The organism is Polycladospora coralii (assembly GCF_014773435.2).
Taxonomy (GTDB): domain Bacteria; phylum Bacillota; class Bacilli; order Thermoactinomycetales; family Thermoactinomycetaceae; genus Polycladospora; species Polycladospora coralii.
Window position 1 is genome coordinate 523324 of the sequence record NZ_JACXAG020000001.1, and the last position, 25886, is coordinate 549209.

A 25886-nucleotide genomic window follows, 5' to 3' on the forward strand; every position below is an offset into this window, starting at 1 on the left:
TCCTCATCTTGGTTAATCAACACTACGTCACAAGCGATTACAAGGAACGTAATGTGACAGTTGGATCTGATTGTTGATCTTTTCGTTGTTTAAAGGCATCAATAAGCGCGGGTACAATTTGAAAGAGATCCCCCACGATCTGATAATGTGCAATCTGAAAGATGGGTGCTTCGGGGTCTTTATTAATCGCAACGATATAATCTGAATTCGACATACCGACTGTATGCTGAACCGCTCCAGAAATCCCGATTGCAAAGTACAACTTAGGTCTAACAGTAAAGCCAGTCTGACCCACTTGATGTGCATGCTTAATCCAACCCGAATCCACGCAAGCACGACTAGCACCGACTTCCCCGCCTAAAACATCAGCAAGTTCTTGTAGCATTTGAAACGGTTCAGGGCCTCCAAGTCCCCGACCACCGGCAACAATAATGTCAGCTTCTTCTAGGTTGATACCGCTTTGCTTTTCAATAAAACCCATCACTTGAGTGGCAATTTTTTCACCCTTCATCGGATTTTCGATCCGAATAATCTTGCCTGTTCGGGATGCATCTCGAGGGAGCGCTTGAAATACGCCTGCTCGCGCCGTAGCCATCTGAGGGCGATATTGTTTACACAAAATCGTAGCCATCATTTTTTCAGAGAAAGCTGGTCTACTCGCCAGCAATAACCGAGAAGGATGTGACTCAACATCAAGTTCAGTGGTATCTGCTGTCAGTCCTGTCGGTAAATGTGTGGCAATCGCACCTGCTAGATCTCGTCCTGTAGCAGAGGCTCCAAATAGACAGATTTCCGGTTTCACATTTTCAATCAGCTTTAAGGTGATTCTGCTATAAGGACGGGTACGATAATCTTTTAATTCAGGACCTTCACATAAATACACTTGATCCGCACCATACCCTATCGCTTCATCAGCCAAATTTTCCACATGCTCTCCGATTACTAATGCCATGAGCGGCACTTCAAGCTTATCTGCTAACTTTTTTCCTGCTCCTAGTAATTGCCATGATACAGGTTTAGCCACACTTTCCCGTTGCTCGACAAATACCATTACACCACGATAATTTGACCAATCCGGCAGTTGGTTTGACATCTATTTCAGCCCCTGTTCTGCTTTTAGCTAATTTCATATAGTTTTGCAACCAATTGATTGGCCACTTCGGCTGGTGTTTCACCTTCTATCTTCTCACCCTCTATCTTGCGAATTTCTGGCACCCATGTTTTAGCTACAATTGTGGGTGAACCTTTCAGTCCAATCTTACTGATCTCCAGATCAGGAAAATCAGCAGTTGTCCATACAATCGGTTTGTACCTGGCTGCGCGAATCATGCCCGGGAGAGAAGCGCGCCTTACTTTATTTAACTCTTTGAGTGCTGTAAGTAGTACTGGAAACGAAGTTTCAACCACTTCAATTCCATCTTCTAAATGGCGATGTACACGTACCGTTTTTCGTTCTGGATTTACTTTAACCACATCGCCTACATAGGTTAACTGTTCTAAATCGAGCCGACATGCCACGCCTGGTCCTACTTGTCCTGTATCTCCGTCAAGTGTTTGTTTACCACAAAAAACCATATCTGCAGGCCCCCACTTTTCTTCCACTTTTTGTATTGTTTTTGCTAATACATAGGATGTTGCCAAAGTGTCTGCGCCTGCAAACTTACGATCCGTAACCAAGACCGCTTCATCTGCCCCGAGGGAAATACATTCTTTGAGTGATTTTTCTGCTGGAGGAGGCCCCATCGTAACTACGGTAATACGCGCACCTAGTTCATCTTTTATTTGTAATGCAGCTTCCAGTCCGTGTAAGTCATAAAAGTTAACAATACTTGGTATCCCTTTACGAATTAAGGTATTGGTGTTGGGATCAATACGAATTTCGCGACTATCCGGCACCTGCTTAATACATACGACAAGATGTAGCATAACTGCCCCTCCAATAAATGTATAAAGTTAATATTTTAAATTATAAGAAATTCAATTAGTTGTGTTGATTTGCATGTTTTTTTCATATGAAACATCGTGTATTTCTCTTCATTGATATAGTCCATATGAAGCATTAAGCAAGATGAGCTTCTTCACCTGTCACCTGACGTAATTCATGATAAAGCCGTCTAGAAGTTAGACAATCGTTAAGGGAATGCGTTTCGAGTACGCGAGACACTTTGAGGGCAATATCTAGTTTGTAAGTCTCCTCTGACTCGAAATAAGCAGAACGACACCAGAACGGCTTACTCCTACACACTGGATAAACCACTACCTTCCACCCAGCTTCTAACCAGATCAGTGCAATTAACCAATGGCTTACATGGTTATACACAATGCCATCACTTTGGTTGAGTCGCATTAGCTTTACTTTATCAGCGTGACCGACTGGAATTTTTGATTTATCGTAAAAATCCCCCAAATAAGGCATCTCCTGCATACACTTCCCCCCTATATTGAATGATCTGCTCACTTTAATATTCTATTAATTAGACTCGCGATTATGAAAGGCATGATCATTCTGACTTTAGATATCTTACATAGTTTGCATGAAAGAGGACAGTATATTACTTATTGTACACTATTTTAGTCTATTGATTAATAGTTGATTTACAGAAAAAACGCAAAATTTTTTTTAGTGAACACTTTTCAGAATGTGGAGGAGACTCTACTTCACCTGGTTAAAAATGGAAAGCGGATGCAAAATCGGTTTGCACGAGTTAAATGATGAAAATAGAGCTGTTGCGTGGACACGCAACAGCTCTATTTTGGGTGATTTCACTAAAAGGTTAGCCACTTCTTAAACATATGTTTGGTTGCTTCACGATTGGTTGCTGCAATCGCTGTCGTAAGCGGGATTCCTTTCGGACACGCTTGTACACAGTTTTGCGAGTTTCCACATTCTTGTAAGCCACCATCATCTAGCAAGGCATCCATACGCTCATCTTTATTCATTTTACCGGTTGGATGGGAATTAAAGAGTTGCACTTGTCCTACAGCAAACGGACCAATGAAGTTGGAATCACTATTCACATTAGGGCATGCTTGCAAGCATACGCCACATGTCATACATTTGGATAACTCATAGCGCCATTGCCGATCAATCTCCGCTTGGCGAGGTGCAGGCCCTAAATCGTATGACCCATCAATTGGAATCCAAGCTTTCACTCGTTTTAACGCATCAAACATGCGACCGCGATCAATCACTAGGTCACGCATCACTGGGAAGGTTTGCATCGGTTCTACTCGAATCGGTTGCGTCAACTTATCAATTAAGGCTGTACATGCTTGTCGCGGCTTACCGTTGATCACCATAGAACAAGCTCCGCACACTTCCTCCAAACAGTTTGACTCCCATTGAATCGGAGCCACTTTATCTCCATTACTGTTTACTGGGTTCCGCTGAATCTCCATGAAAGCAGAGATGATGTTCATATTTTTACGATATGGGATATGAAACTCTTCTTTATACGGGGCAGTATCAGGACCATCTTGTCGGGTCACAATGAGATGTACAGTGGTTTGTTCACTCATTTTTTGTCACTCCCCTCTTTGGAAACCGCATAGTTACGTAGACGTGGTTTAATGAGGGATACATCTACATCTTCGTATTCAAACGCTGGGCCTTCAGGTGTATATTTTGCTTTAGTGGTTTTAAGGAAGTTCTCATCATCACGATCAGGGAAGTCTGGTTTATAATGCGCACCACGACTTTCATCACGCTTTAATGCGCCTATGGTAACCACACGAGCTAGTTGAAGCATATTCCAGAGATGACGCGTGAATGGACCCGCTTGGTTACTCCATTTACTGGTGTCGATCATACTAATATTTTGGTAACGCTCCATCAGCTCTTGAATCTTTTGGTCTGTTTTTTCAAGACGATCGTTGTAGCGAACAACTGTCACATTGTCAGTCATCCATTCACCTAATTCTTTATGAATCACATATGCGTTTTCAGTACCGTCCATTTGCATGAGGTTATCGTATTTTTCTTGTTCCAAGTTTACTTGTTGATTCATAAATTCGGTTGGTAGATCATCCGTACTCTTATCTAAACCTCTTATATATTCAATGGCTTTTGGCCCCGTAATCAGTCCACCATAAATGCAGGAGAGCAATGAATTAGCTCCTAGACGGTTAGCTCCGTGGTATTGGTACTCACATTCTCCAGCCGCAAACAAACCTGGTATATTCGTCATCTGATTAAAGTCCACCCATAATCCGCCCATAGAGTAATGTACAGCTGGGAAGATTTTCATTGGAACTTTACGAGGATCTTCACCCATGAATTTCTCGTAAATCTCAATAATACCACCTAGTTTAATGTCGAGTTCTTTGGGGTCTTTGTGAGATAGATCTAAGTAGACCATATTTTCACCATTAATCCCAAGCTTCATATCAACACAAACTTTGAATATCGCACGTGTCGCGATGTCACGAGGCACTAGATTGCCATATGCAGGATACATTTCTTCCAAGAAATACCAAGGTTTACCATCTTTATAAGTCCAAACACGTCCACCTTCACCGCGAGCTGATTCGGACATTAAACGTAACTTGTCATCTCCTGGGATAGCAGTCGGATGAACTTGGATAAATTCACCGTTTGCATAGTAAGCACCTTGTTGATATACCGCCGAAGCTGCTGTTCCGGTATTAATCATCGAGTTGGTAGATTTCCCAAACATGATACCAGGACCACCAGTTGCCAAGATCACTGCATCAGCTGTAAAACCTTTGATTTCACCACTGCGTAAGTCTTGTGCGACAATACCGCGACAACGACCTTCATCATCTTTGGCTATGCTAACAAACTCCCAGTGCTCATACTTCGTTACTTTTCCTTCTACTTCATAACGACGTACTTGCTCATCTAATGCATATAACAATTGTTGTCCGGTCGTTGCACCTGCAAACGCCGTCCGGTGGTGTTTCGTTCCCCCAAAGCGGCGGAAATCAATTAAACCTTCTGGTGTACGGTTAAAGGGTACGCCCATTCGATCCATCAAGTTAATAATACCTGGTGCTGCTTCACACATTGCTTTCACAGGAGGTTGATTGGCGAGAAAGTCTCCCCCATAAATCGTGTCATCAAAGTGTTCCCATGGTGAATCACCTTCACCTTTGGTATTTACTGCACCGTTAATCCCACCTTGTGCGCATACAGAGTGAGAGCGCTTAACGGGGACAATTGAAAATAGCTCTACATTTGCACCAGTTTCAGCTGATTTTAATGCTGCTGCTAAACCAGCTAAACCGCCACCAACAATAATTATTTTTTCATTCATTGGCAAGTGCTCCCTTCTACTGTGCCAACTGAGTTGCAAAACTTGGATCGGCAAAAGCGATTACTGCGCTTACACCTAGATAGGAAACCATGACAAAAACGACTGCCCATACATAGGTAGAAACACGCTGTGCACGTGGACCAATCGTAATTCCCCAACTGACGAGGAAAGACCACATGCCGTTGCTGAAATGAAAAACAGCCGCAATAATTGCAATAATATAGATGACAACCACAATTGGATTACTTAAAATGCCTGCCATATGTTCAGTCAGATCAGCTGCACTCAGATTATGGATTTCTTTATAAATGCGTGTCTCCCACAAATGCCACATTACAAAAACAAGTGTAATCACACCTGTCACGCGTTGTAACATAAACATATAGTTTCGAAATGTACCGAAGTTGTTTACATTATTCTTTGCTTGGAAAGCAATATACAATCCATAAATCCCATGGTACATTAAAGGTAAAAAGATACCAAAAATTTCTAAAGCCGTTAAAAACGGCATTCCCCACAGCCATTCCACTTGTTCCGTAAAAGCTTGTGCTCCTTCAGTTGCCTTGTAATTTACAAATAAATGTTCGACTAAAAAAAAGCCGACCGGTATCACACCCAACAGTGAATGTAACCGACGGTTAAAAAAACTGCGCTTGGTGCCCATCTTATGCCTCCAATCTCAGACTAAATTGCAGAACAATTCTGCTCATAAAGCTATCGTCAAACCACAGTGTTTATTGTACTCCCAATTTCAATTCATAGTCAAGAAATCGACATGAATCAGTAAAGAAAACTTGCTAACTGATAAGCATTTTCACTAAAAAAGCAAAAGGGAAAGCGTACATGCATTCCCTTTTGCTTGAAAGTTATGTTAGGCATAGTTCTTTAAGACAGATTGCAACTTCAATGCTTGACCCAGTTCCCCTTGCAATTTAATTTTACCCATCATAAAAGCAGTTGTAGGATTTAAGTTCCCCTCTACCAGCTTTACAAAGTTCTCATCACTCATTATCATCGTACAACTAGCATCCCATTCATTTCCTTCTATGTACTCGGCCTTCCCATCAACAAAGCGAACTTGGTAAGTTCCACTCGTTAAATCTAATTGAAAAGTTGAGTTCATATTTTTTATTCCCTCAGGGTTTGCATTTACTTTTGTTACTAGATCCGAAATAACTGTTTGTACCGACATCTTTTTCTCCTCCAATGGTTTAAATTCGTATAAACAAATCTATCGTACTACAATTCAGCAGGTCTGTCAGAAAAAATCTACAGAAAGATTCGGGAAGTGTATCTTGAGCGCCACCCTTTACTAAAGGGTTTGGTGAAAGGGCATGACGAGGTTTCAAATGGATCAATCATATGAGTCGACATCCTTGATGTCACCATTTAGCAATAAGGTGAACTTGGCAGACGTGCTTTTCAGCGTTATAATGTAGTGTAAATAGGTGAAAAATATCTCCTAATGGAGCGTGATAGAATGCCAAGTATGATTGGAATCCCAGGACTTATCCTCATACTGCTCATCGCCTTGTTACTATTTGGGCCTAAGAAATTACCCGCTCTCGGACGTGCGACAGGGCAGACCCTAAAAAACTTTAGGGAAGCCGTAACGGGTAAAGATGATGAGAAAGAAAAAGAAAAAGAACCTGCGACAAAAGTATAATGAAACATTACACAAGCCTAACGACCCACTGTTAGGCTTGTACTACTTTTTGAGAAAGATCAAATCCGATCATATCACTCACATGTATGCCACTTATAACTGAAAGGGTCGTCGTACTGCCAGGTCGCGTTGTGCCTCCTGTATAATAGAGACCCTCTAATTTTTGATCACGAAGAGATGGACTAAAAAAAGCTTTTATTCCATGATAGGCCATTCCACTTAACGCCCCTCGATATGATCCTGTCCAACTTTCCAATTCCTTTGGACCGAACATTAACTCCGTTTCAATCTGATTGGCCAGTCCCTCTAGCTGCCACTCGGTTTCTAATTGATATACCAATTGCGCTTTGTATTGTTTGTAATCAGGGATCCTTTGATCTTGAAATCCTCGAGCCGGTACAGGAACAGTGATACACAAGCTATTTCCATTTAAAGTTTGTACATCGATTGCTGGCGTTAACGGCCATTCACCACGTTCAAATATGTCGACAAACTCTCTCCCAATCTGCTCTGGATAAAACACATTGTGATGGATCAGATGGTCATACTCTTTTTTTATTCCTAACAGACAGATAAATTTAGATGAACTTAGTTTTTCCTCATCGGTAAGAAGGTGCTTTCGTTTTAATAATGTGGCTTGCGCCGTCAGCGTGTCTACATTGGAGACTACAAAATCAGCTTCCCATTTTTGTTCGCTTGAACGAACACCTACAACACGCTCGTCTTTCACTAATATCTCATCTACTTGACACGCTTTATGTATCGTGACCCCGACTTGTTGTGCTAATTTCTCTAATGCAACAATTAACTGCCACATTCCTCCTCTCACTTGATAGGTTCCTTGTGTTAACTCTAGGTAACCGATCATTGCACCCAATGCGGGCATTTTGAAGGGGGATGCATTCATATAATCCGCGTAACGATTCATCATACCAATAAGACGTGGGTCGTCAAAAAAATAGCGATGTAAACGATCCATTGATTGAAATGGATGAAAGGATAACCACGCTTTCATCCCCTTTAATGAGAGCAGATCTTGCCAAGAAAAGAGTGGATTGTTTAGCCAATACGCCTCCACACCTTTATAAATGGATTGCAAGCGATTTAAATAATCGATAAAACCTAAGCGATCTTCAAGTGAAAAATACTTAAGTTGATATGCCATATGATCTGGATTTGCGGTGAGGTCAATCACTTGGCTATTATGAAAAAAGTGACGACTATTTACAGATAAGGGTACAAAATCTAAAGTTTCAGTAAGTCGTTGCCCTGCGTCATGAAATACTTGTTCAATTACCCATGGCATCGAAATCGGAGTAGCACCAATCTCAAACACATGCTTCCCTTCTTCAATCCGCCGAATTTGCCCTCCTAATTGATCTTGTTTTTCCAATAATGTCACAGCATTTCCATCTAGCGCTAAACGTATCGCTGATACCAGACCCGCTATGCCACCACCAATCACAATGCCTTGATTCATTACTGTTTTCTCCTTTTGTATGAGGTCTTTATCATCCGTCGTGCAGAGACGGTTTACACGACGGATGATAAACGATCAGGCATGTCCATTTGCATTAAATCGCCATAATAAGTCGCCTCGTATGTTAGCTATTTATCCTTGTGATTTAATGCCTGAATAATCGTTTCTGCCAGCTTCGTGCTTAACCCCACTTTTTGATATTCTTCAAGAGGAGCCATCTTCATTTTTTCAAGTGTGCCGAAGTGTTGATATAGTTTTTGCTTTCGCTTTGGACCTACTCCCGGAATATGATCTAATTCAGATGCAATCATGTGTTTCGCTCGCACCTGTCGATGAAATGTGATCGCGAAACGATGTACTTCTTCTTGTATCCGTTGAATGAGATAAAACTCACTCGTTCCTCGTTTCAAAGTGACACGTTCAACTGGCTCTCCAAATAATAACCCCGCTGTCTGATGCTTATCATCTTTTACCATTCCGGCAATGGGGATATATAGACCTAGTTCATTCTCTAAAATATCGGCAGCTGCCGACATTTGTCCTTTTCCACCGTCTACCAATATTAGATCGGGTAAAGGAAGATCTTCCCTAAGTAAGCGTGTATATCTTCTCCGAACCACTTCACGCATCGTTTCATAATCATCCGGTTGTTTAACCGAACGAATTTTATATTTACGATATTCTTTCTTAGCAGGTTTCCCATCTATAAATGAGACCATGGCTGAAACCGGATCCGTTCCCTGTATATTGGAATTATCAAAAGCTTCGATTCGACGCGGTACACCGATTTGCATCACTTCACCAAGCTGATAGATCGCCGCTAACGTTTTCTCCTCATCTCTTTCCATCAATTGAAATCTTTCTTGCAGTGCAATCTCTGCGTTTTTGTGAGCTAATTTCAACAACTCTTTTTTGTTACCACGCTGTGGCGTATGGATATCAATATGGGGAAAGATTTCACTGATTATGGCATGATCAACATCAGATGGCAGATGAATCTCTTTGGGTTGAGCCGGTGCATCATAATAAAACTGAGACACGAAGGACAAAAAATCCTCCTCTGGCTCCCTATAATGCGGAAAGATCGATACATCCCGTTCGATGAGTTTCCCTTGACGCACATAAAAAACTTGAATACATAACCAACCTTTTTCAGCCGCATAGCCGAACACATCACGATCACTCTGATCGGAAAGTGCCATACTTTGCTTTTCCATCGTTTGGTCAATACCCGCAATTAAATCACGTAACTCCTTTGCTTCTTCAAAAGCTAAGTTTTCAGAGGCGATCTCCATTTTTTTACGTAATTCTTGTTTCAGCTCAGGGTAGTTCCCATTGAGAAAACGCGTAATCTTTTTGGTAATTTCCTCATACTCTGTTCCATCTATTTTTTCGACACAAGGGGCTAGACATTGTCCCATGTGATAATATAAGCAAACCCGATTGGGAAGCGTCCGACATTTTCGTAGGGGAAAAAGCCGATCTAATAATTTTTTTGCGTGTTGTGCCGCACCCGCATTGGGATACGGACCGAAATACTTTGATCCATCTTTGCGCAATTTCCGTACGATTTCTAAGCGTGGATGTTTTTCTTTTGTTAAGCGAATGTAGGGATATGTTTTATCGTCTTTTAATAAGATATTGTATTGTGGACGATGCTTTTTAATCAAATTACATTCTAAAATAAGCGCTTCCGTAGGGGTACGCGTCACGATATACTCAAAGTCTACAATATCCATCACTAGACGTAAGGTTTTAGCATCATGACTCCCCGTAAAATAAGATCGAACACGGCTCCTTAAGCTTTTTGCTTTTCCGACATAAATGATCTCCCGATCCTTATTCTTCATTATATAGCAACCGGGTTGATCCGGAAGGAGAGCCAATTTATCTTGAATCGTGCTCATCGTTTAACTTCCTTCCCTTCTCTATCTATATACTAATGAAATGTTCTGCGATCAAGTAAAATTCTACTATAGATGTACCAAAAAAATAACACATACTTTCAAGGTTCGTTTATTTTATTATCATTTTCGACAAATTTTGTCTTATGTTGACAATTTTCATGACTAATTATATGCTTATGGAAAATTTAAGATTGGAGAATATCTATGAATCATCTAATGAAACATGGCTTCAAAATATCTTTAGGTGCTATCTTGCAAATTTTCATAGTAGGCATTCTGTTAATAGCGTTAAATGCAATCCCTGTCATTATTTTTATATCTATTTTTGCAGCTAAAGTCACTTTTTTATTCGAAAATAATATGGACCCTTCCGCTTTATATGACGACTTAGGAGTAGGGGTTATTATTTTCATGGTGTTTTTTGTGATTTATTTGTCATTTACAATCTTTTTGGTAAATACTTATATTACAAATGGGCTATATCGAGCTAGTATCCAATCTGTATTTAATCGACGTGTATCTATCAGTGATGTAATCTCACTAGTTTTTAAAGATTACTTATCTATTTTAGCTGTTATACTCATTTCTGCCGTTTTGTTGCTTCCTTTTAGAATTTTTTCAGGAATTCTCAGTTATGCAGATTATCCAATATCGGCACTCCTAGTCGACTTTATGATCGGATTTATGAGTCTTGTTTTCGTGCTATATTCACCTATTTTAATTATCCATGAAAAATTAGGTGTTTGGAAATCCATTCAGACCTCCTTTAAAATTTTTACAAAAAAATTTGGTAAAGCATTTATTGGCGTACTGATTTTTATAGGTATTCCTTCTGTCATGTTTGGTTTTTATATGCTTTTTTCCTTTTTGATAGCTCTAGCTGTTGGGGCTGTAGATTCGGGAATAGACGGGGAACTTACTCCATTGTTTTTCGTTACGGTTTTCTTATTCATCCTTGTTTTTATTTCTGTCATATACCCTATTGTCAATTCATTCACTATCCTGTTGACTGTTAATTATTATAGAAAGCAGATTAGACCTCATTTTTTCATAACAGAAGAAGAACCACACCTTCAAACAACTGATGAGACGCCATCTTTTACATTTGAACCCCATCAAGCCCCAAACAAAAAAGATGATGATGAGTCACCATCCCATTAAAAAAGCGAGCCGATACGGCCCGCTTTTATTCTTTAAACGTACTCTTTTAACCACTGGATTAATTGATCTTTTTGTTGTAATCCAGTCATTTTTGAGACCATCTCACCATCTTTAAAAACAACTAAAGATGGAATCCCCATAATGCCGAACTTGCCCGCACTTTCAGGGTTATTATCTACGTTTACTTTAGCAATCGTAAGCTTATCGCCTAATTCAGCACTCACTTCATCTAGAATCGGAGCAAGCATCTTACAAGGTCCACACCATGGTGCCCAAAAATCAACCAATACGGTGCCCGTACCTGTGCTTTCCACATCCGTAGCAAACGTTTTATCTGTTACTTCAACAATAGCCATTTCAAAGTCCTCCTTCATCGCTGTTCATATCCATATCTGCATCGCTTATTTTTTCCACAAACAGCGCATCTATGATAGTATACCATTGGTTATAAGATCCGCCAACTATTTCGCCACCCGAAATAGTTATCGAAAAAGAGCACAAGGGCCCTTGTGCTCTTTTTGTTCCCGCTTTGGCGTTGTATTAAACCTAACCCTCAGCTAATACTTTCTTGAATTCCTCAGTGAGTAGTGGAATCACTTCAAATAGATCCCCTACAATCCCATAGTCCGCTACTTGGAAAATAGGCGCTTCTGGATCTTTGTTGATCGCCACGATCACTTTAGAGTTTGACATACCGGCTAAATGTTGGATGGCACCTGAAATTCCTGCTGCAATATACAGATCAGGTGTAACCACTTTACCTGTTTGTCCAATTTGCAGTGCATAGTCACAGTACTCTGAGTCACATGCACCACGAGAAGCTCCTACTGCTCCACCTAATAATTGAGCAAGTTCTTCTAGTGGTTTAAAGCCATCTTCACTCTTCACACCACGACCACCCGCTACGATTACACTAGCTTCACTTAAATCAACACCATCGCTTGATTTTTTCACAACGTCTTTTACAATCGTGCGAATCGTGTCAGCTGCAAGCGTGACCGATAAATCTTCAACATCAGCAGTACGTGTTGTATCCGCTTCTTGTGCAGGGATATTATTCGGACGAAGCGTAGCAAAAATAATACCTTCTTTAACTGCTTTTTTAACAAATGCTTTACCCGCATAGATTGGACGAGTAAAGACCACTTTCCCGCCATCAACTTCAATGCCGGTCACATCAGACAGCAATCCTGCACCGATACGTGCTGCAATACGAGGGCTTACGTCACGACCTACAGCAGTATGTCCTGTGAAAATCACTTCTGGCCCTACATGATCAATCACTTGTTTAAAGGCTTGAAAATAGGCGTCAGTTGTATATTGATCCAATTCTTGATTGGATACCGTAATAATTTTGTCCGCTCCATGGTGGGCAAGTGTGTCGGCTAATTCCTTACCATTGCTGCCAAAGATTGCAGCGGTAATTTCGCCACCATCTGCAACCATTTTCGCTGCTGCAAGTGATTCTAAGCTGACATTACGAAGTTTTCCTTCACGAATATCTGCTAATATAAGTACTTTTTTACTCATGGTTTTCTCCTCCTCAGCACTAAATTACTTTCGCTTCAGAACGTAGTAATTGCACAAGCTCTTTTGCTTGAGCATCGATATCGCCAGAAAGAATCTTTCCTGCTTCTTTCTTAGGAGGCAAGAAGGTTTCCAAGAGTTCTGTTTTGGCAGCGATTTCATCTTCATCTAGATCTAGATCATCTATATCTAAGCGAGAAAGTGGTTTTTTCTTAGCTTTCATAATTCCTGGTAAAGAAGGATAACGTGGTTCGTTTAATCCTTGTTGTGCTGTAACCAAAATAGGTAATTTGGAATCAATCACTTCCAAATCTCCCTCTACGTCTTTTTCAACTGTTACAGCCTCTCCATCAATGGTAAGCTTTGTTGCAGTCGAAACATGTGGAATATTTAGCAATTCAGCTAAACGTGGACCTACTTGTGCAGAACCATCGTCAACTGCCATGTATCCACAAAGAATAATATCAAATTCAATATCTTCTTCTTCTATAGCACCTTTAACCACATGGGGAATGGTATGTTCGTCGATCTCTTCATCAAAATCTTCAATATCAACAATTACACCTTTATCAGCACCCATTGCCATTGCAGTACGTAATGCTTGCTCTGCACGCTCAGGTCCAATGGTTAGAACGGTCACTTCCCCACCATGTTCTTCTTTTAATTTAATCGCTTCCTCAACAGCGTATTCGTCGTAAGGGTTGATCACAAACTCAACGCCCTCTTCGTTAATACGACCATCTTCTAATACGATTTTTTCTTCAGTGTCAAATGTCTGTTTTAAGCAAACCAGAATATTCATCAGTTTTCCTCCTAACTGATTATGGTTTTCCAAAACCATGGATGAACAGATTGTGAATATCATCCACTTGCTCAAGTAGTTTATACTTATGATTTTTCGTGATCCATGATGTAACGGTTTCGTCTAATGTCCCAAAAATCATTCTTCTGGTGATCCGGATATCCATATCCGAGCGAAATAGATTTTGTTTTACACCATCTATTAAAATTTGATCAATCACATTCAAATATCGCTTTAATATTTTTCCTATCCCCTTACGTACCTCAGGATTGGACTGGCGTAACTCAATCTGCGTCACAATGGCCAACATATGATCACGTTCTAAGTTTTCAAAATGCAAGCGAATGAGATGGTAAAGTTTATCAATCGGTGACTCCACTTGCTGGAGTGCCTCTTCCACCTGACTAATAAAACGGCCCATCTTATCACTAAAAAGTGAGATCAGAACATCATCTTTATTTTCAAAGTAAAGATAGATCGTACCATCTGCCACTTTAGCTTCACGGGCAATCTTTGATACTTGTGTATTGTGGTAGCCATATTCCGCAATCACCTTTACGGCTGCTTCAATGATTGCATCATATTTCGCTCCTGTCCGCTTCGCCATGGCCATGTTCCCTTCTGTCATTAATGAATGACTGTTCATTCAATGAATAGTTTATTATGCAACGACGTACTTGTCAACGTATAGATACATAAATTTCTACATTAGTTTGCAACAGCTTCTTTTTCTTTTTCTTCGTTTTTCATTTGCTCCACAGCTTCTTCTTGAATCACTCTCCGTAAGACTTTACCTACCGCTGTCTTAGGTAACTCTTTCCGGAATTCGTAAATCCGCGGCACTTTATATTTGGCCAACTTCTCCCGACAAAATTGATCAAGTTCTTCTTCAGTAATATGCTCAGCTTCTTTGAGGACAATCGTCGCTTTAACGGTTTCTCCACGATATGGATGTGGCACACCGACAACCGCCGCTTCTTGAATCGCTGGGTGTTCAAATAGCACTTCTTCTACTTCACGTGGATATATATTAAAGCCACCTGCGATGATCATATCTTTCTTGCGATCCATAATGAAGAAATAGCCATCTTCATCCGTACGGGCCATATCCCCTGTACTTAGCCAACCCTCTTCATTAATGGTTTTCTTGGTATCCTCAGGCCGGTTCCAGTAGCCTTGCATCACTTGTGGACCTTTAACCATTAATTCGCCGGTCTCCCCGATTGGGAGTTCTTCTTTCGTTTCTGGATCTACAATACGTGCATCTGTATCTGGCCATGGTAGACCGATCGTTCCACTACGCTCACGATTCCATATTAAGTTACAGTGTGTAACAGGCGATGTTTCAGTCATACCAAATCCTTCAACAAGAAAACCACCTGTAATCTCCTCAAATTTTTGTTGAACATCTAGCGGAAGTGGTGCTGATCCACTAATACAAGCTTTTACAGAAGAAAGGTCATAATCTTTAATTTTAGGATAATTAATCAGTCCAACATACATGGTCGGTGCCCCTGGGAAAAATGTAGGACGCTTCTTCTCAATCATATCTAAAATTTCTTTAACATCAAATTTTGGCACTAACAGCATGGTGGCCCCGATGAGCATCGCAAAGTTCATTACGACCGTCATACCATACACATGAAAGAAAGGAAGTGCCCCCACAACTGAAGACTGCCCATCACGGTCCGTCGCATTCAACCAATTCGCCGCCTGTATCGCATTTACAATCAAGTTGCGATGGGAAAGCATAGCCCCCTTCGCAAGCCCAGTAGTTCCACCTGTATATTGGAGTAAAGCTAAATCATTTCCAGACTCATAAGGAACTGTGACAGGTGTTGGAAGCGTTTTCTGAATCAAGCTTTTAAAAGAAAAGATGTTGTCCGCTTTAGGAACATTAACTTTAATACCATCTTTTCTTAATGTGAGTGGATATAACCAATTTTTTGGAAAAGGCAAATAATCTTTTACACTCGTTACAATCAGATTTTTGAGTTGTGTTCCTGGACGCACCTTCTCAACACGCGGATAAAGTAGGTCTAAACATACAAGCGTTTCTGTACCCGAATCTTGCAATTGATGTTCAAGTTCTCGTTCCACGTATAAAGGATTGATCTGGACAACTACACCACCGACGAACAAAGTCGCATAGTAGGCGATCACGGCTTGTGGTGAGTTGGGTAACATAATTCCAACACGGTCCCCTTTTTTAACACCTAGCTCTTTCAAGCTATTGGCAAAGCGGTAAACGTCATCTAGTAGTTGTTTAAATGTGATCGATTTACCTAAGAAGTAAATCGCCTCGTTTTGAGGAAAATCATTTGCAGAATCAACTAGAAACTGTGTTAATGGTACATCTGGATAATCAATCTGTTTCGGTATATAGGATGGATACTTGTTATACCATGGTCTTTCTACCGCAGTCATAAAAGAGCCCCCGTTTCTTGACTGAACAGTCATTCAAATATATTTGTTTTATCGACCGAAATGTAACTTATCATTCACAAAATCATTTTAACTAATTTCACATTTTTTTTAAACCATTTATTTCACAGTTTTGTTGATTTCTTAATAGAAATTCGTTCCAAAATGATAGATAGGCTACGAAATTACAGCAAAAAAAGACACCTCGTATTGATCATAATCATTGTAGATACAAGGTGTTTGACTATCTTTATTGCGTATCAGGATCTTGTGGTGATACGATGCTAGGTCGTTTATGTTTATTTGGCATCGGGGTTCGAATTAAGACATCTTTTAATGCTTTTCCATTAAAAGGAATAAGGGGCCATAGGTACGGTGTATTTAATGCATTTTGACGGGATAACCAGATAAACCATGCACCAGAGCCCAATACGAGTCCCCATCCTCCGAATAAAGCGGTAACTGTCAAGAGTATCATTCTGGTCAGTTTATTGGCCAAGCCTAATTCATAACTAGGTGTAGCAAAAGTCCCGATAACAGCAATGGCTACATATAAAATAACTTCTGGGGAAAACCAACCTACTTCGATGGCGATTTCTCCAAGTAAGATCGCTGCGATTAAGCCCATGGCGGTAGCGAGTGGGGACGGTGTATGTATCGAAGCCATGCGGAGTATCTCTATCCCGATTTCAGCTAGGATAATCTGCAAATAGATGGGAATGGCTACCGCTTCCTGTACCCCTATAAAAGCGAGCCAGCTCGGTAAGATCTCAACATGCGTCGCTAAAAAATACCAAACCGGTAATAAAAAAAGGGACATCAAGATAGCTAGCAGTCTTGTCCACCTTAAAAATGCACCCGTTGCCGGTTCTTGTCGATATTCTTCTGCGTGCTGAACATGATGAAAAAAAGTTGAAGGTGTAATCATCACACTAGGAGAAGTATCCACATACACCAAACAATGTCCTTCCAATAAGTGTACAGCTGCAACATCAGGGCGTTCAGTATACCGAACAAAGGGATAAGGATTCCATTGCTTGCGAAAAATATATTCTTCTAGACTTTTCTCTGCCATCGGTAAACCATCAATATCAACTGCTTCGATTTTCTGTTTTAACGTTTTGACATAGCCTTCATCTACCACATCTTTGATATATGCCACGCATATATCCGTCTTGGTTCGTGTTCCGACTTGCATAAATTCAAATCTCAAATTGGGATCACGGATGCGCCTCCGGGTTAAAGCGGTATTAAATATGATGGTTTCTACGAAACCATCACGTGACCCTCGCACTACGCGTTCAATATCAGGCTCCTCAGGTCCCCGTGCGGGATAGGTACGGGCATCAATGACAATAGCCGTTGTTTCCCCATCAATGAGTAAAACGAGTGGTCCTGATAAGACATTATCAACCACTTTCCTGATTTCATCTGTGGTCTCGATTTCAATATAAGGAATTTCGGTCTGCAGGAGTTTTTTTATCTTATCACCAGTCAGATCAATGGGATTTATGCCAGATAGATGCTCCATGATGCGATTTAAAATGTCATCTTTGACAAATCCATCCACAAAATACATCGCAAAGTCTTGATTACCGTACTTTAATTTACGAAAAAGCATATCGAAACTTTCATCAACGCCCAGAATGTCATCTAGCAATTTGATGTTTTCCGATAAACTTTTATTTAGTTTTTGTTTTGTCCATTCAGGTAGTTTAGTTTGACTCATCGTATCCACCTATTATGTGTCATTTCGCATAGTATGTCCGATCTCCCTCTTTTAAATCCGTTTCAAGTAGCCTACAATAAGAACAACATATGATGAAAGGAACGACAGCATGAGCTTTGATGTAATCGTAATTGGTGGAGGGCCAGCAGGTCTGATGGCAGCGGCGGCGGCAGGACTACACGGTAGCCGTGTTCTCCTTTTAGATAAAGGAAATAAACTAGGGCGTAAGCTGGCGATTTCTGGTGGTGGTCGCTGTAACGTAACCAATATAAAAGAAGTGGATGAATTGATTCAATACATACCGGGGAATGGGCGGTTTTTGTATAGTGTCTTTTCTGTATTTAACAATAAGGACTTAGCCCGTTTCTTTGAAGATATGGGTGTAAAATTAAAAGAAGAAGACCATGGACGGATGTTCCCAGTCTCTGATAGCGCCAAATCAGTTGTTAATGCATTGGTACAAAAAGTGAAAGAAGTAGGTACCACCATTCGAGTAAATACATCTGTAAAGTGTATTCAATATCAGGATGGTGAAGTAAGGGGTGTAGAGCTCGAAAATGGAGAGATCCTCACCGCTCGTTCTGTCATAGTGGCCGTGGGTGGAAAGTCTGTTCCGCAAACTGGAAGTACGGGCGATGGATATGCATGGGCAGAAGAAGCTGGCCATCGCATTACAGAGTTATTCCCCACAGAAGTACCGCTAACATCTCCCGCCGGATTTATTCGGCAAAAAAGCTTACAGGGATTATCGCTACGGGATGTAAGCTTGTCCATCTATAATCCGAAAGGAAAAAAATTAATCACCCATCGAGGGGATATGATTTTCACGCATTTTGGCTTATCGGGTCCCATTGCTCTTCGCTGTAGCCAATTTGTCATAAAAGCCTTACAAAAATTTAAAGTATCTACTGTCCCGGTTCATATTGATCTATTTCCCGATCTTACTGTCGGACAACTAGAAGAAGTATGGCGTCAAAAGTTTAAAGATCACAGCAAACGCGTGCTACGAAATGTTTTAAAAGAAGTTCTACCTGAACGCATCATACCTGTCATCCTACATAGACAAAGCATAGATCCTGAAACGCAATATGCACAACTTTCCAATGAGCAGTTTCATCATATCATCCAACTTGCAAAACAGTTTGTCGTGCCCATAGATGGCACACTCTCTTTGGAAAAAGCATTTGTTACTGGTGGCGGTGTACATATCAAAGAAATTGAACCTAAAACCATGCAGTCTAAATTAATGAAAGGATTATATTTCTGCGGTGAAATTTTAGATATCCATGGCTATACAGGTGGTTATAATATTACAGCAGCTTCATGCACAGGCTACGTAGCTGGTAAAAGTGCGGCAGAGCGTGATCGGAGGACTTATGCTTAAACGGAATTTACCCCCCGCTTTTTTAGAACAAATGCAATCCATGCTGCAAGAAGAGTATCACACCTTTATGGGAACCTATGAAGTAGAGCCGACACGCGCTTTACGTGTGAACACTTTAAAAACAACCCCGGAGACTTTAACAGCGTCCGTCCCCTTTAAGCTCGATCCGATTCCATGGTGTGAGGAGGCTTTTTATTATCAACATCATGTGGATCGCCCGGGGAAGCATGTTTATCATGCAGCTGGACTTTACTATATTCAAGACGCCAGTGCGATGGCCCCCGCTGAGGCCCTCGAGGCACAACCAGGTGAACGCATATTAGATTTATGTGCTGCTCCAGGGGGGAAAACAACCCAAATTGCTGCACATATGCAAGGGCAAGGTGTGCTAATCGCGAATGAAATTGACAGTCAGCGCATTAAAGCATTAGTCGAAAACTTGGAGCGATGTGGTGTAACCCATGCTACAGTGTTAAATGAGCGTCCCGAACATTTAACGACTCGCTTCCACCATTACTTTGACCGTATTCTCGTAGATGCACCTTGTTCAGGCGAGGGCATGTTTCGGAAAGATGCAGATGCTTGTGCAAGATGGAGTACCCGCACGGTAGACAAGTGTGTCGATTTACAAATGGAAATCCTTACATCTGTCGCTCCTATGCTTCGACCCGGTGGGAGATTGGTTTATTCCACTTGCACCTTTAATCCGTATGAAAACGAAGAAACCGTGGCCCGTTTCATGGCACAATTTCCCGAATTTGAGCTTGTACCCGTCCCACAACTGGTTCATTATCAAGCCGGACGTCCGGAGTGGATACGCACTCCTACTACCGAAGATCTCACACAGACCGCTCGTCTCTGGCCCCATCATTTACGAGGAGAAGGGCACTTTGTAGCTGTACTCCAAAAAAAAGAGGGTGAGAAGCAGACACGAAAAGTAAAACATAAGAAAACATCGATCCCGAAAGACGCGCTCAAGCACTGGCACCAATTTAAACAAGATGTTTTAAATTCGTTTCATACCGATGAGCATCTCACTCTATATGGCGAGCATCTCTACCAGATCTCCCCTGACTTACCGACTCTTAAGGGGCTTCGTGTAGAAAGACCCGGCCGCCATTTAGGACAAGTAAAGCGTAGTCATTTTATTCCTTCTCACGCTTTAGCACTCTCGCTCACCACTGAGGCAGTCAAGCAGACGCAAAATTTTACCGCAGATGATCCGAACCTACTTCTTTACTTACAAGGCGAAGCACTGCCTACCACACTTTCAAAAGGTTGGACATTAGTCACAGTGGATCACTTTCCACTCGGATGGGCCAAAGTATCAGGCGGACTTCTTAAAAACCATTATCCCAAATGGTTGCGCTGGGATCGTCATGTGACAAGCTGACAGTACATAGGCTAAAAGTAATACCCTAGAGATGTGGAAGGAATTGCATGAACAAAAAAAGTGTACTTGAAAATAGGCCAAAACAACCCATTCTCTACTCCCCTATGGCAATGGGATTTATGCATCCCGACTGGATTTACTTGGCGCATTTAATGGAAGAAGAAGCAGAAGAAAACAGACCGGAGCCCGTACCAGCAAAAACCGTGGTAGAAAAGCCACAACATCAAATTAAAATTAATATCTATGCACGAAAATAAGGCAGGGAATTCACTTGAAATTCCCTGCCTTACGATTATATATCGTGAAGGAGTAAGAAGAGCTGTCATCTGATTATATTGATCAATCCGTATCTCCTATACAAATAACCCATAATTTGTTCTTTTCGATATCTTATAACGATCTATGAGTTATCCCATGCTACATTATAAAACCATGAACTCCACGGATTAGTAAACTCTGTTTTTCCTGTCTTCCAATCCATAACTAGATCTCTGAAATTTTCTGCTATCTTCTTCGCCTCTCTCGCAGTCCCATCAAATCGTACATGAGCTCCACCATTATATCATTCTTGCTAATACATATTAGAGCTCAAATACATAACATTGCTCAAAATCAGGTTCATGCTGAATACCTTTTTCTAATTTTAAACATGGAATAGACATTGCAATGGCGGGTGAGAGAAATAACTCTTGTAAATTTCTCTTATATCCATTTTCATTGAAAACACAATATATTACATCTTCATCTAGAACCTGATAACAGTTAATAATGATATCTCCATTTACATGTGTCTTCTTGATAGAAGTGGTTAATTGAATAACTTCATCTAAGTGGGTTACTTCAATCGATTCTAAAGATCTCTTGGGAGACACTTCAATCCGCTTCTAAATATAATCAGATACAATTATTCCCACTAAGAACGCTTTACTAAAACAATATTTTTTCAAAACGCTTAACCTGGGAAATATTGCTTTCATCTCCAAAATTCCAATGTTTAATGATTTCGGTGGAAGACATTTGAATGATGTGATTGTAAGCATAGGCGTTTTGAGAATACCATATCTCAAATAATCCAACACTTGAATTTTTAGACAAGAATATAAGGTTTGCTTCTTCAAAAGTAAATTTTACACCGATATCTACTTTAAGATCCCAAGATCCGGAATCATTGCTCCACATTAAATGATCTGTAATCCTGGAAATAGATTTTAATGTCTTATCTTTAATGATATACTGCCAATTTTGTTCCTCCAGTTTATCTGCCAAATTCGTTTTAAGCTTCAGTTTAGGTGCTTCTTCACCATCTGTCATCAACTCCGGCTCGTCCACTTAACAATAGCTATTTTTTCTGCTATTTATTAGAAGTTCAAGCCCCATAGTATAACTGATTCCATTCTTAGATTGTAGCTCTTCTTGGTCATCAATTAATATATTACAAACTTCATTTTCTAGCTCTATTAATTGATCCAAGTTTTCTTTATCCATGAAAGAGTTTATTAAATGTTTCATTTCATCACCTTTTTGGTACAAAGTGTACTTTTTGCGCCTTATATTTCCCTTCTCCATGTATCTCTACAACTGGCGTTTTATCAGAAGAAGATGTTTTTCTAAGCACATTTTATTTAGATTCTCCCACAGCTTGAAAGAATAATTGTAGACCTGATAGCTGGGGTTTACCCAATACAGTCTTAAAAACAAATGTTTCCTAGATAGTGAATGCCATGGCAAAATATGTACGAATATGCATCTTTCAGCAGTACGAAAATAGGGCCAGTCTTCAAAGTTATGATTAGATAGACGGAAATGACTTTATAGACATGGGAGAAGCCACTCCTACAGTTGTAAGAATGACTTTTAACAATTATACGTTTACCCATTCATAGCCTAGATCTTCAATTCTAGCATCTTTATAAGAAAGACCCTTATCCTCGAGGGAAACAATTCAATTATGGAAGTTAATGATAGAAATAGATGGGTTTTCTTCCCATGTCGCTTCACATTCATCACAAATATAAACTATTTGATTCAGCTTAATGATTTTTGCCTTGTATATTAATCCATTTCCATCACATCTTGGATATACTACTTTCCCTTTAAATATTTCCAACGACTATCAAATCCTTGCTTGAATCCGCTTTTAAATAGAAAATCTTCTAGCTGATTTTAATCTTATCGATCATACATATGATCCATTTGTTTTTTTCTCAAATGAAATATCTCCAGGGCTTCTTCTTTTAAATCAACAAGGTCGTCAAAATGATTGGTGTGCATAATTAATTCCTTATACCCCCACACATTGGACACACTATTCTCTCTATACCCTAGAAAAGTATGATACCAATCTGATGGTAGTCTATGGTCAATTAATTCAAAAAGATCTGCATAATACCACTTCGCATAACCATACTCATCATGCAATAAATATTTGATTTCTCCACCACTTAAACACATTCCGTAGACATTATAAACATCGTCTATACATAGCCCTTTAAAAGTAGTAGTTAGTGTATTACCTTGCATGACTGACTCTCTGGGGAACATATATCTCTTATTTTTAATACATTTTACTTTCATCAAAACCCTCCTTAAGTATTACTAGTGTGCATTGTGTGCAGTATGCAAACTGTTATGTTATTAAAGGTTTCAATTGGATAGATGGAAGTCGGTTTATTTACATAAAAGAAGCCACCTTTACTGCTATAAGAATGGCTTCTTTCAAAATTTAATTACTATCAAGTAAACTAGACTGCAATTTCATCTTCAACTCTAATGCCCTTTGCTGAGTTGGATTTACTTTTAGGATTTCTAATGATAATTTGAATGCTTCTTGAGATGATACTAATCTTTCAGGTATATCATGAAATAATAATAGATATTCTTTATAACTGATTTCATCAGGAGCTAACTCGATTGCTTTTCTAGCGTGATATAGTCCTGCATGATAGGCACCTGTCAAATGTGATAATGCCGTACTTAAAACTACAGATGCTATATAATGATGGAATGCATTTTCACTCTTTTCAATAACACTTAGCATAAAAAAATACGCTGATATATTCTCTAATTCAAAAGCAACACTTACTACTCTTTTTTCAAATTCTTCCTCAGATAAGCTCTTTAATTGTTCGAAAGCGTTAATGAAATTTCCGTTTTGCACATTCTCTGCAAAATCCAAAGTATAATCCTCCTCAGTTTTTCTCAACCCAACCGTTTGATACTTTAACCCCACGATCTGTTTTTGCATAGGTAACTAAAACGCTTTCCCCGTTTATTTCTAATCTCTTACTCCAAACACCTTTATAGAGTACTTCAACACCTTCATTTAATACCTTTGACATAACAATAGAGATATCATCCCAGCTTTCTGGATTTGATACAACTTTATGCCAATCATGTTTTTCAGCCATGATATGACTTATTTTATTCTGAATAATCTCAGCAAATTCTTTTCGAACCGTACCATCGACAACATTTATTACTAAATCAGGAATATCATCCTTATCAACCTTCTTAACACCATACTTAACTACTTTAGAACCTGTCTTAGCACCATCTCCCACTATGGGAATCATAGCAAATGCAGATAAAGCATAATTTCCAAGATCTCCTTCTGTCAGATAGATTACTGCGTTCGCTCCGTCTGCTATCGGACCAAGAGGAGTAAATCTACCAGCATCGAGCCAGTTATGCACATCATCAGATTGAATGATTTCAATATATTCTTCTACTGGAGGGTTACTTACTTCATCTGTTTAAACGAATAAAAGCCACCCTTATACAAAATTCATAGGGATGGCTTTTTCAATCTATCCGATATTGATGATAAAACTACTTTTTCTTAAATTTAATATGCGTGTTAGGGAAATGCCCCTTTACTCTTTATTTATTCTATTTTTTATCGCATTTACAAGTATATCTGTTTTATGGATCCCCTTAATGCGTTCATTAATGAACTCTTCAGGGTCACATCTATCCAAAATAGAGTCATTATCACTGTAAATTTTTTTTACATTTTTGATTGACTTGTCAAGTAACGCCTTTCCCTCATCTATCCTTCCAATATCAATGTAGTAAATACCTAAACTAACATAGTTCTGTACATGGTTAGAGTAACTATCAATAGAATGAAGTAACATCTTTTCGAAAAGAACCCAGTTTTTTTCTTGTGCATAATACCATGCTTGAACAAGTTGTAACATCGACTTCCATTCATGGTTATTAGTATGAATTTGTTTGATATTCTTAAACAAATCTTCTTGGATTTCCATCGTGACACTTTGCATAAAAGCCAGTATAACATTGGCATTTATGTGCGTGGGTTCAATCTGTATTGCTTTTTCTAGACATGCAAAACTCTTTTCATAATCTACCAGAGGGGGCTCAAACACAAGGACACCAAGCCTTAACCACCCTTCAATCCAATTTGGATTTACGGTTAAATAATTCTCTAAAATCCGTTCCATCTCTTCTACATCATTTTGTACTTTCGATAGGGCTACCTCTATATTTGAATCCAAAGCCTTTACCTCCTAAGGTAAGCCTGGGTGACCAATTGCATTCTTGGCACTTCGAGTCGAATGACCAGGAATACCATCGATGCTCAACAGTTCGCCATTTTTTATAAAAAAATTGATTTGTGCATCTTTTCCACTGATCGTTGTTTGAACAACATTAAAACCTTCTTTAGAAAAGCCAGCTCCATCTACATCATGAATGATTCTAAGGAGTTTATTTACGATGTCTCTTTCGCTATCTCCAAATTCCATAATGCCATCTTTCTTGTGCTGATCTGAGAATATATGTGGTTGCCTATCTTCCTTTGCAAGTATATCATCTGCACTCAACTGCTTCGTTATTTTTCCTAGTTTACCTTGGTTGCTATCATTTATTGTTTTTCTTACAGAATCAGGAACATCAGACTCAATAGGTTTTAAGATTTGTCGCTTTATGATGCTTTATAAATGAGCTACAACCATTCTTCCCAATCTCTTAAGTTTAGAGAATTTATATACTTACTTTTTTTAGTGTACTACCTATAACGTATTATATTAGAATTGAGGTGAAGGCATTAAATTTGAGTCTGATTTATCAGACGACCTTTTGTCCCATTCAATACCTAATTTTTGCGAGAGGTGTT

General features: G+C 39.7%; 28 protein-coding genes. 5 read left to right on the top strand and 23 right to left on the bottom strand.

Annotated elements, in window-relative coordinates; genetic code table 11:
• Positions 1-37: 37 nt before the first annotated feature.
• The 7 genes from IC619_RS02685 to IC619_RS02715 all read right to left on the bottom strand — a co-directional run bounded on the left by IC619_RS02685 (position 38) and on the right by IC619_RS02715 (position 6468).
• Positions 38-1093: an electron transfer flavoprotein subunit alpha/FixB family protein gene (locus IC619_RS02685; RefSeq protein ID WP_191138593.1), complete on the bottom strand. Its 1056-nt coding sequence runs from the start codon at positions 1091-1093 to the stop codon at positions 38-40.
• 23 nt (positions 1094-1116) lie between these two features.
• Positions 1117-1926, bottom strand: a complete 810-nt coding sequence (locus IC619_RS02690) for an electron transfer flavoprotein subunit beta/FixA family protein (RefSeq protein ID WP_191138594.1) — start codon at positions 1924-1926, stop codon at positions 1117-1119.
• A gap of 133 nt (positions 1927-2059) precedes the next feature.
• Positions 2060-2425: a hypothetical protein gene (locus IC619_RS02695; protein WP_191138595.1), complete on the bottom strand. Its 366-nt coding sequence runs from the start codon at positions 2423-2425 to the stop codon at positions 2060-2062.
• A gap of 341 nt (positions 2426-2766) precedes the next feature.
• Positions 2767-3519: a succinate dehydrogenase iron-sulfur subunit gene (gene sdhB / locus IC619_RS02700; protein ID WP_191138596.1), complete on the bottom strand. Its 753-nt coding sequence runs from the start codon at positions 3517-3519 to the stop codon at positions 2767-2769.
• The gene (gene sdhA, locus IC619_RS02705) at positions 3516-5276 is read right to left on the bottom strand and encodes a succinate dehydrogenase flavoprotein subunit (RefSeq protein ID WP_191138597.1); all 1761 of its coding nucleotides are present in this window, start codon (positions 5274-5276) and stop codon (positions 3516-3518) included. Before sdhA ends, sdhB begins: the two co-directional genes overlap by 4 nt.
• 16 nt (positions 5277-5292) lie before the next feature.
• Complete coding sequence (locus tag IC619_RS02710; protein ID WP_191138598.1) at positions 5293-5940, bottom strand: succinate dehydrogenase cytochrome b558 subunit; 648 nt, start codon at positions 5938-5940, stop codon at positions 5293-5295.
• A 207-nt stretch (positions 5941-6147) separates the two neighbouring features.
• Complete coding sequence (locus IC619_RS02715; protein WP_191138599.1) at positions 6148-6468, bottom strand: SCP2 sterol-binding domain-containing protein; 321 nt, start codon at positions 6466-6468, stop codon at positions 6148-6150.
• 288 nt (positions 6469-6756) lie between these two features.
• On the opposite strand from IC619_RS02715, the gene tatA reads away from it, so the two are divergent.
• Entirely contained in the window at positions 6757-6942 is a 186-nt protein-coding gene (tatA, locus tag IC619_RS02720) for a twin-arginine translocase TatA/TatE family subunit (RefSeq protein ID WP_191138600.1), read from the top strand.
• A 31-nt stretch (positions 6943-6973) separates the two neighbouring features.
• Here the strand turns inward: tatA and IC619_RS02725 are convergent, their stop codons facing one another.
• Both IC619_RS02725 and uvrC read right to left on the bottom strand, forming a co-directional pair.
• Entirely contained in the window at positions 6974-8422 is a 1449-nt protein-coding gene (locus IC619_RS02725) for a phytoene desaturase family protein (RefSeq protein ID WP_191138601.1), read from the bottom strand.
• A 128-nt stretch (positions 8423-8550) separates the two neighbouring features.
• On the bottom strand, positions 8551-10329 hold the full coding sequence (gene uvrC / locus IC619_RS02730; protein ID WP_191138602.1) for an excinuclease ABC subunit UvrC: 1779 nt from the start codon (positions 10327-10329) through the stop codon (positions 8551-8553).
• Between the two features lie 204 nt (positions 10330-10533).
• Here uvrC and IC619_RS02735 point away from each other — a divergent pair, with 204 nt between their 5' ends.
• The gene (locus IC619_RS02735; protein WP_191138603.1) at positions 10534-11490 is read left to right on the top strand and encodes a hypothetical protein; all 957 of its coding nucleotides are present in this window, start codon (positions 10534-10536) and stop codon (positions 11488-11490) included.
• Positions 11491-11522: 32 nt separating this feature from the next.
• Here IC619_RS02735 and trxA read toward each other — a convergent pair whose 3' ends face one another.
• From trxA to IC619_RS02765, 6 genes are all read right to left on the bottom strand, one after another.
• On the bottom strand, positions 11523-11846 hold the full coding sequence (gene trxA, locus IC619_RS02740; protein ID WP_191138604.1) for a thioredoxin: 324 nt from the start codon (positions 11844-11846) through the stop codon (positions 11523-11525).
• Between the two features lie 190 nt (positions 11847-12036).
• Positions 12037-13020: an electron transfer flavoprotein subunit alpha/FixB family protein gene (locus IC619_RS02745; RefSeq protein ID WP_191138605.1), complete on the bottom strand. Its 984-nt coding sequence runs from the start codon at positions 13018-13020 to the stop codon at positions 12037-12039.
• A 19-nt stretch (positions 13021-13039) separates the two neighbouring features.
• Positions 13040-13819 (bottom strand): electron transfer flavoprotein subunit beta/FixA family protein, encoded by a 780-nt coding sequence (locus IC619_RS02750; protein ID WP_191138606.1) that lies wholly within the window; start codon positions 13817-13819, stop codon positions 13040-13042.
• A 19-nt stretch (positions 13820-13838) separates the two neighbouring features.
• A complete protein-coding gene (fadR, locus tag IC619_RS02755; RefSeq protein WP_191138607.1) occupies positions 13839-14426 on the bottom strand; it encodes a fatty acid metabolism transcriptional regulator FadR in 588 nt (195 codons plus the stop codon).
• Positions 14427-14527: 101 nt separating this feature from the next.
• Positions 14528-16246 carry an AMP-binding protein gene (locus tag IC619_RS02760; protein ID WP_191138608.1) on the bottom strand — a complete coding sequence of 573 codons (1719 nt, stop codon included), beginning with the start codon at positions 16244-16246 and terminating at the stop codon, positions 14528-14530.
• 247 nt (positions 16247-16493) lie between these two features.
• Complete coding sequence (locus tag IC619_RS02765; RefSeq protein ID WP_191138609.1) at positions 16494-17972, bottom strand: spore germination protein; 1479 nt, start codon at positions 17970-17972, stop codon at positions 16494-16496.
• Between the two features lie 109 nt (positions 17973-18081).
• Between IC619_RS02765 and IC619_RS02770 the strand changes: the two genes are divergently transcribed.
• Genes IC619_RS02770 through IC619_RS02780 form a run of 3 tightly spaced genes read left to right on the top strand, consistent with a single transcriptional unit; the run spans position 18082 to position 21006 of the window.
• Complete coding sequence (locus IC619_RS02770) at positions 18082-19356, top strand: BaiN/RdsA family NAD(P)/FAD-dependent oxidoreductase (RefSeq protein ID WP_191138610.1); 1275 nt, start codon at positions 18082-18084, stop codon at positions 19354-19356.
• Positions 19349-20749 carry an RsmB/NOP family class I SAM-dependent RNA methyltransferase gene (locus IC619_RS02775; RefSeq protein ID WP_191138611.1) on the top strand — a complete coding sequence of 467 codons (1401 nt, stop codon included), beginning with the start codon at positions 19349-19351 and terminating at the stop codon, positions 20747-20749. The genes IC619_RS02770 and IC619_RS02775 overlap by 8 nt, the downstream gene beginning before the upstream one ends.
• 47 nt (positions 20750-20796) lie before the next feature.
• Entirely contained in the window at positions 20797-21006 is a 210-nt protein-coding gene (locus tag IC619_RS02780; RefSeq protein ID WP_191138612.1) for a hypothetical protein, read from the top strand.
• Positions 21007-21330: 324 nt separating this feature from the next.
• Here the strand turns inward: IC619_RS02780 and IC619_RS02785 are convergent, their stop codons facing one another.
• The 8 genes from IC619_RS02785 to IC619_RS02820 form a co-directional block, all read right to left on the bottom strand.
• Complete coding sequence (locus IC619_RS02785; RefSeq protein WP_191138613.1) at positions 21331-21621, bottom strand: hypothetical protein; 291 nt, start codon at positions 21619-21621, stop codon at positions 21331-21333.
• A gap of 55 nt (positions 21622-21676) precedes the next feature.
• Positions 21677-22060, bottom strand: a complete 384-nt coding sequence (locus tag IC619_RS02790; RefSeq protein WP_191138614.1) for a hypothetical protein — start codon at positions 22058-22060, stop codon at positions 21677-21679.
• Positions 22061-22078: 18 nt separating this feature from the next.
• Positions 22079-22258, bottom strand: a complete 180-nt coding sequence (locus IC619_RS02795; RefSeq protein ID WP_191138615.1) for a hypothetical protein — start codon at positions 22256-22258, stop codon at positions 22079-22081.
• Between the two features lie 660 nt (positions 22259-22918).
• Positions 22919-23323, bottom strand: coding sequence for a phosphoribosylaminoimidazole synthetase (locus tag IC619_RS02800; protein ID WP_191138616.1), 405 nt, complete (start codon positions 23321-23323; stop codon positions 22919-22921).
• Between the two features lie 148 nt (positions 23324-23471).
• Complete coding sequence (locus IC619_RS02805; RefSeq protein WP_191138617.1) at positions 23472-23924, bottom strand: hypothetical protein; 453 nt, start codon at positions 23922-23924, stop codon at positions 23472-23474.
• A 13-nt stretch (positions 23925-23937) separates the two neighbouring features.
• Positions 23938-24441 (bottom strand): polymorphic toxin type 35 domain-containing protein, encoded by a 504-nt coding sequence (locus IC619_RS16995; RefSeq protein WP_191138618.1) that lies wholly within the window; start codon positions 24439-24441, stop codon positions 23938-23940.
• Positions 24442-24621: 180 nt separating this feature from the next.
• Positions 24622-25266 carry a hypothetical protein gene (locus IC619_RS02815; protein WP_191138619.1) on the bottom strand — a complete coding sequence of 215 codons (645 nt, stop codon included), beginning with the start codon at positions 25264-25266 and terminating at the stop codon, positions 24622-24624.
• A 12-nt stretch (positions 25267-25278) separates the two neighbouring features.
• On the bottom strand, positions 25279-25593 hold the full coding sequence (locus tag IC619_RS02820) for a polymorphic toxin type 35 domain-containing protein (protein WP_191138620.1): 315 nt from the start codon (positions 25591-25593) through the stop codon (positions 25279-25281).
• Positions 25594-25886 lie beyond the last annotated feature (293 nt).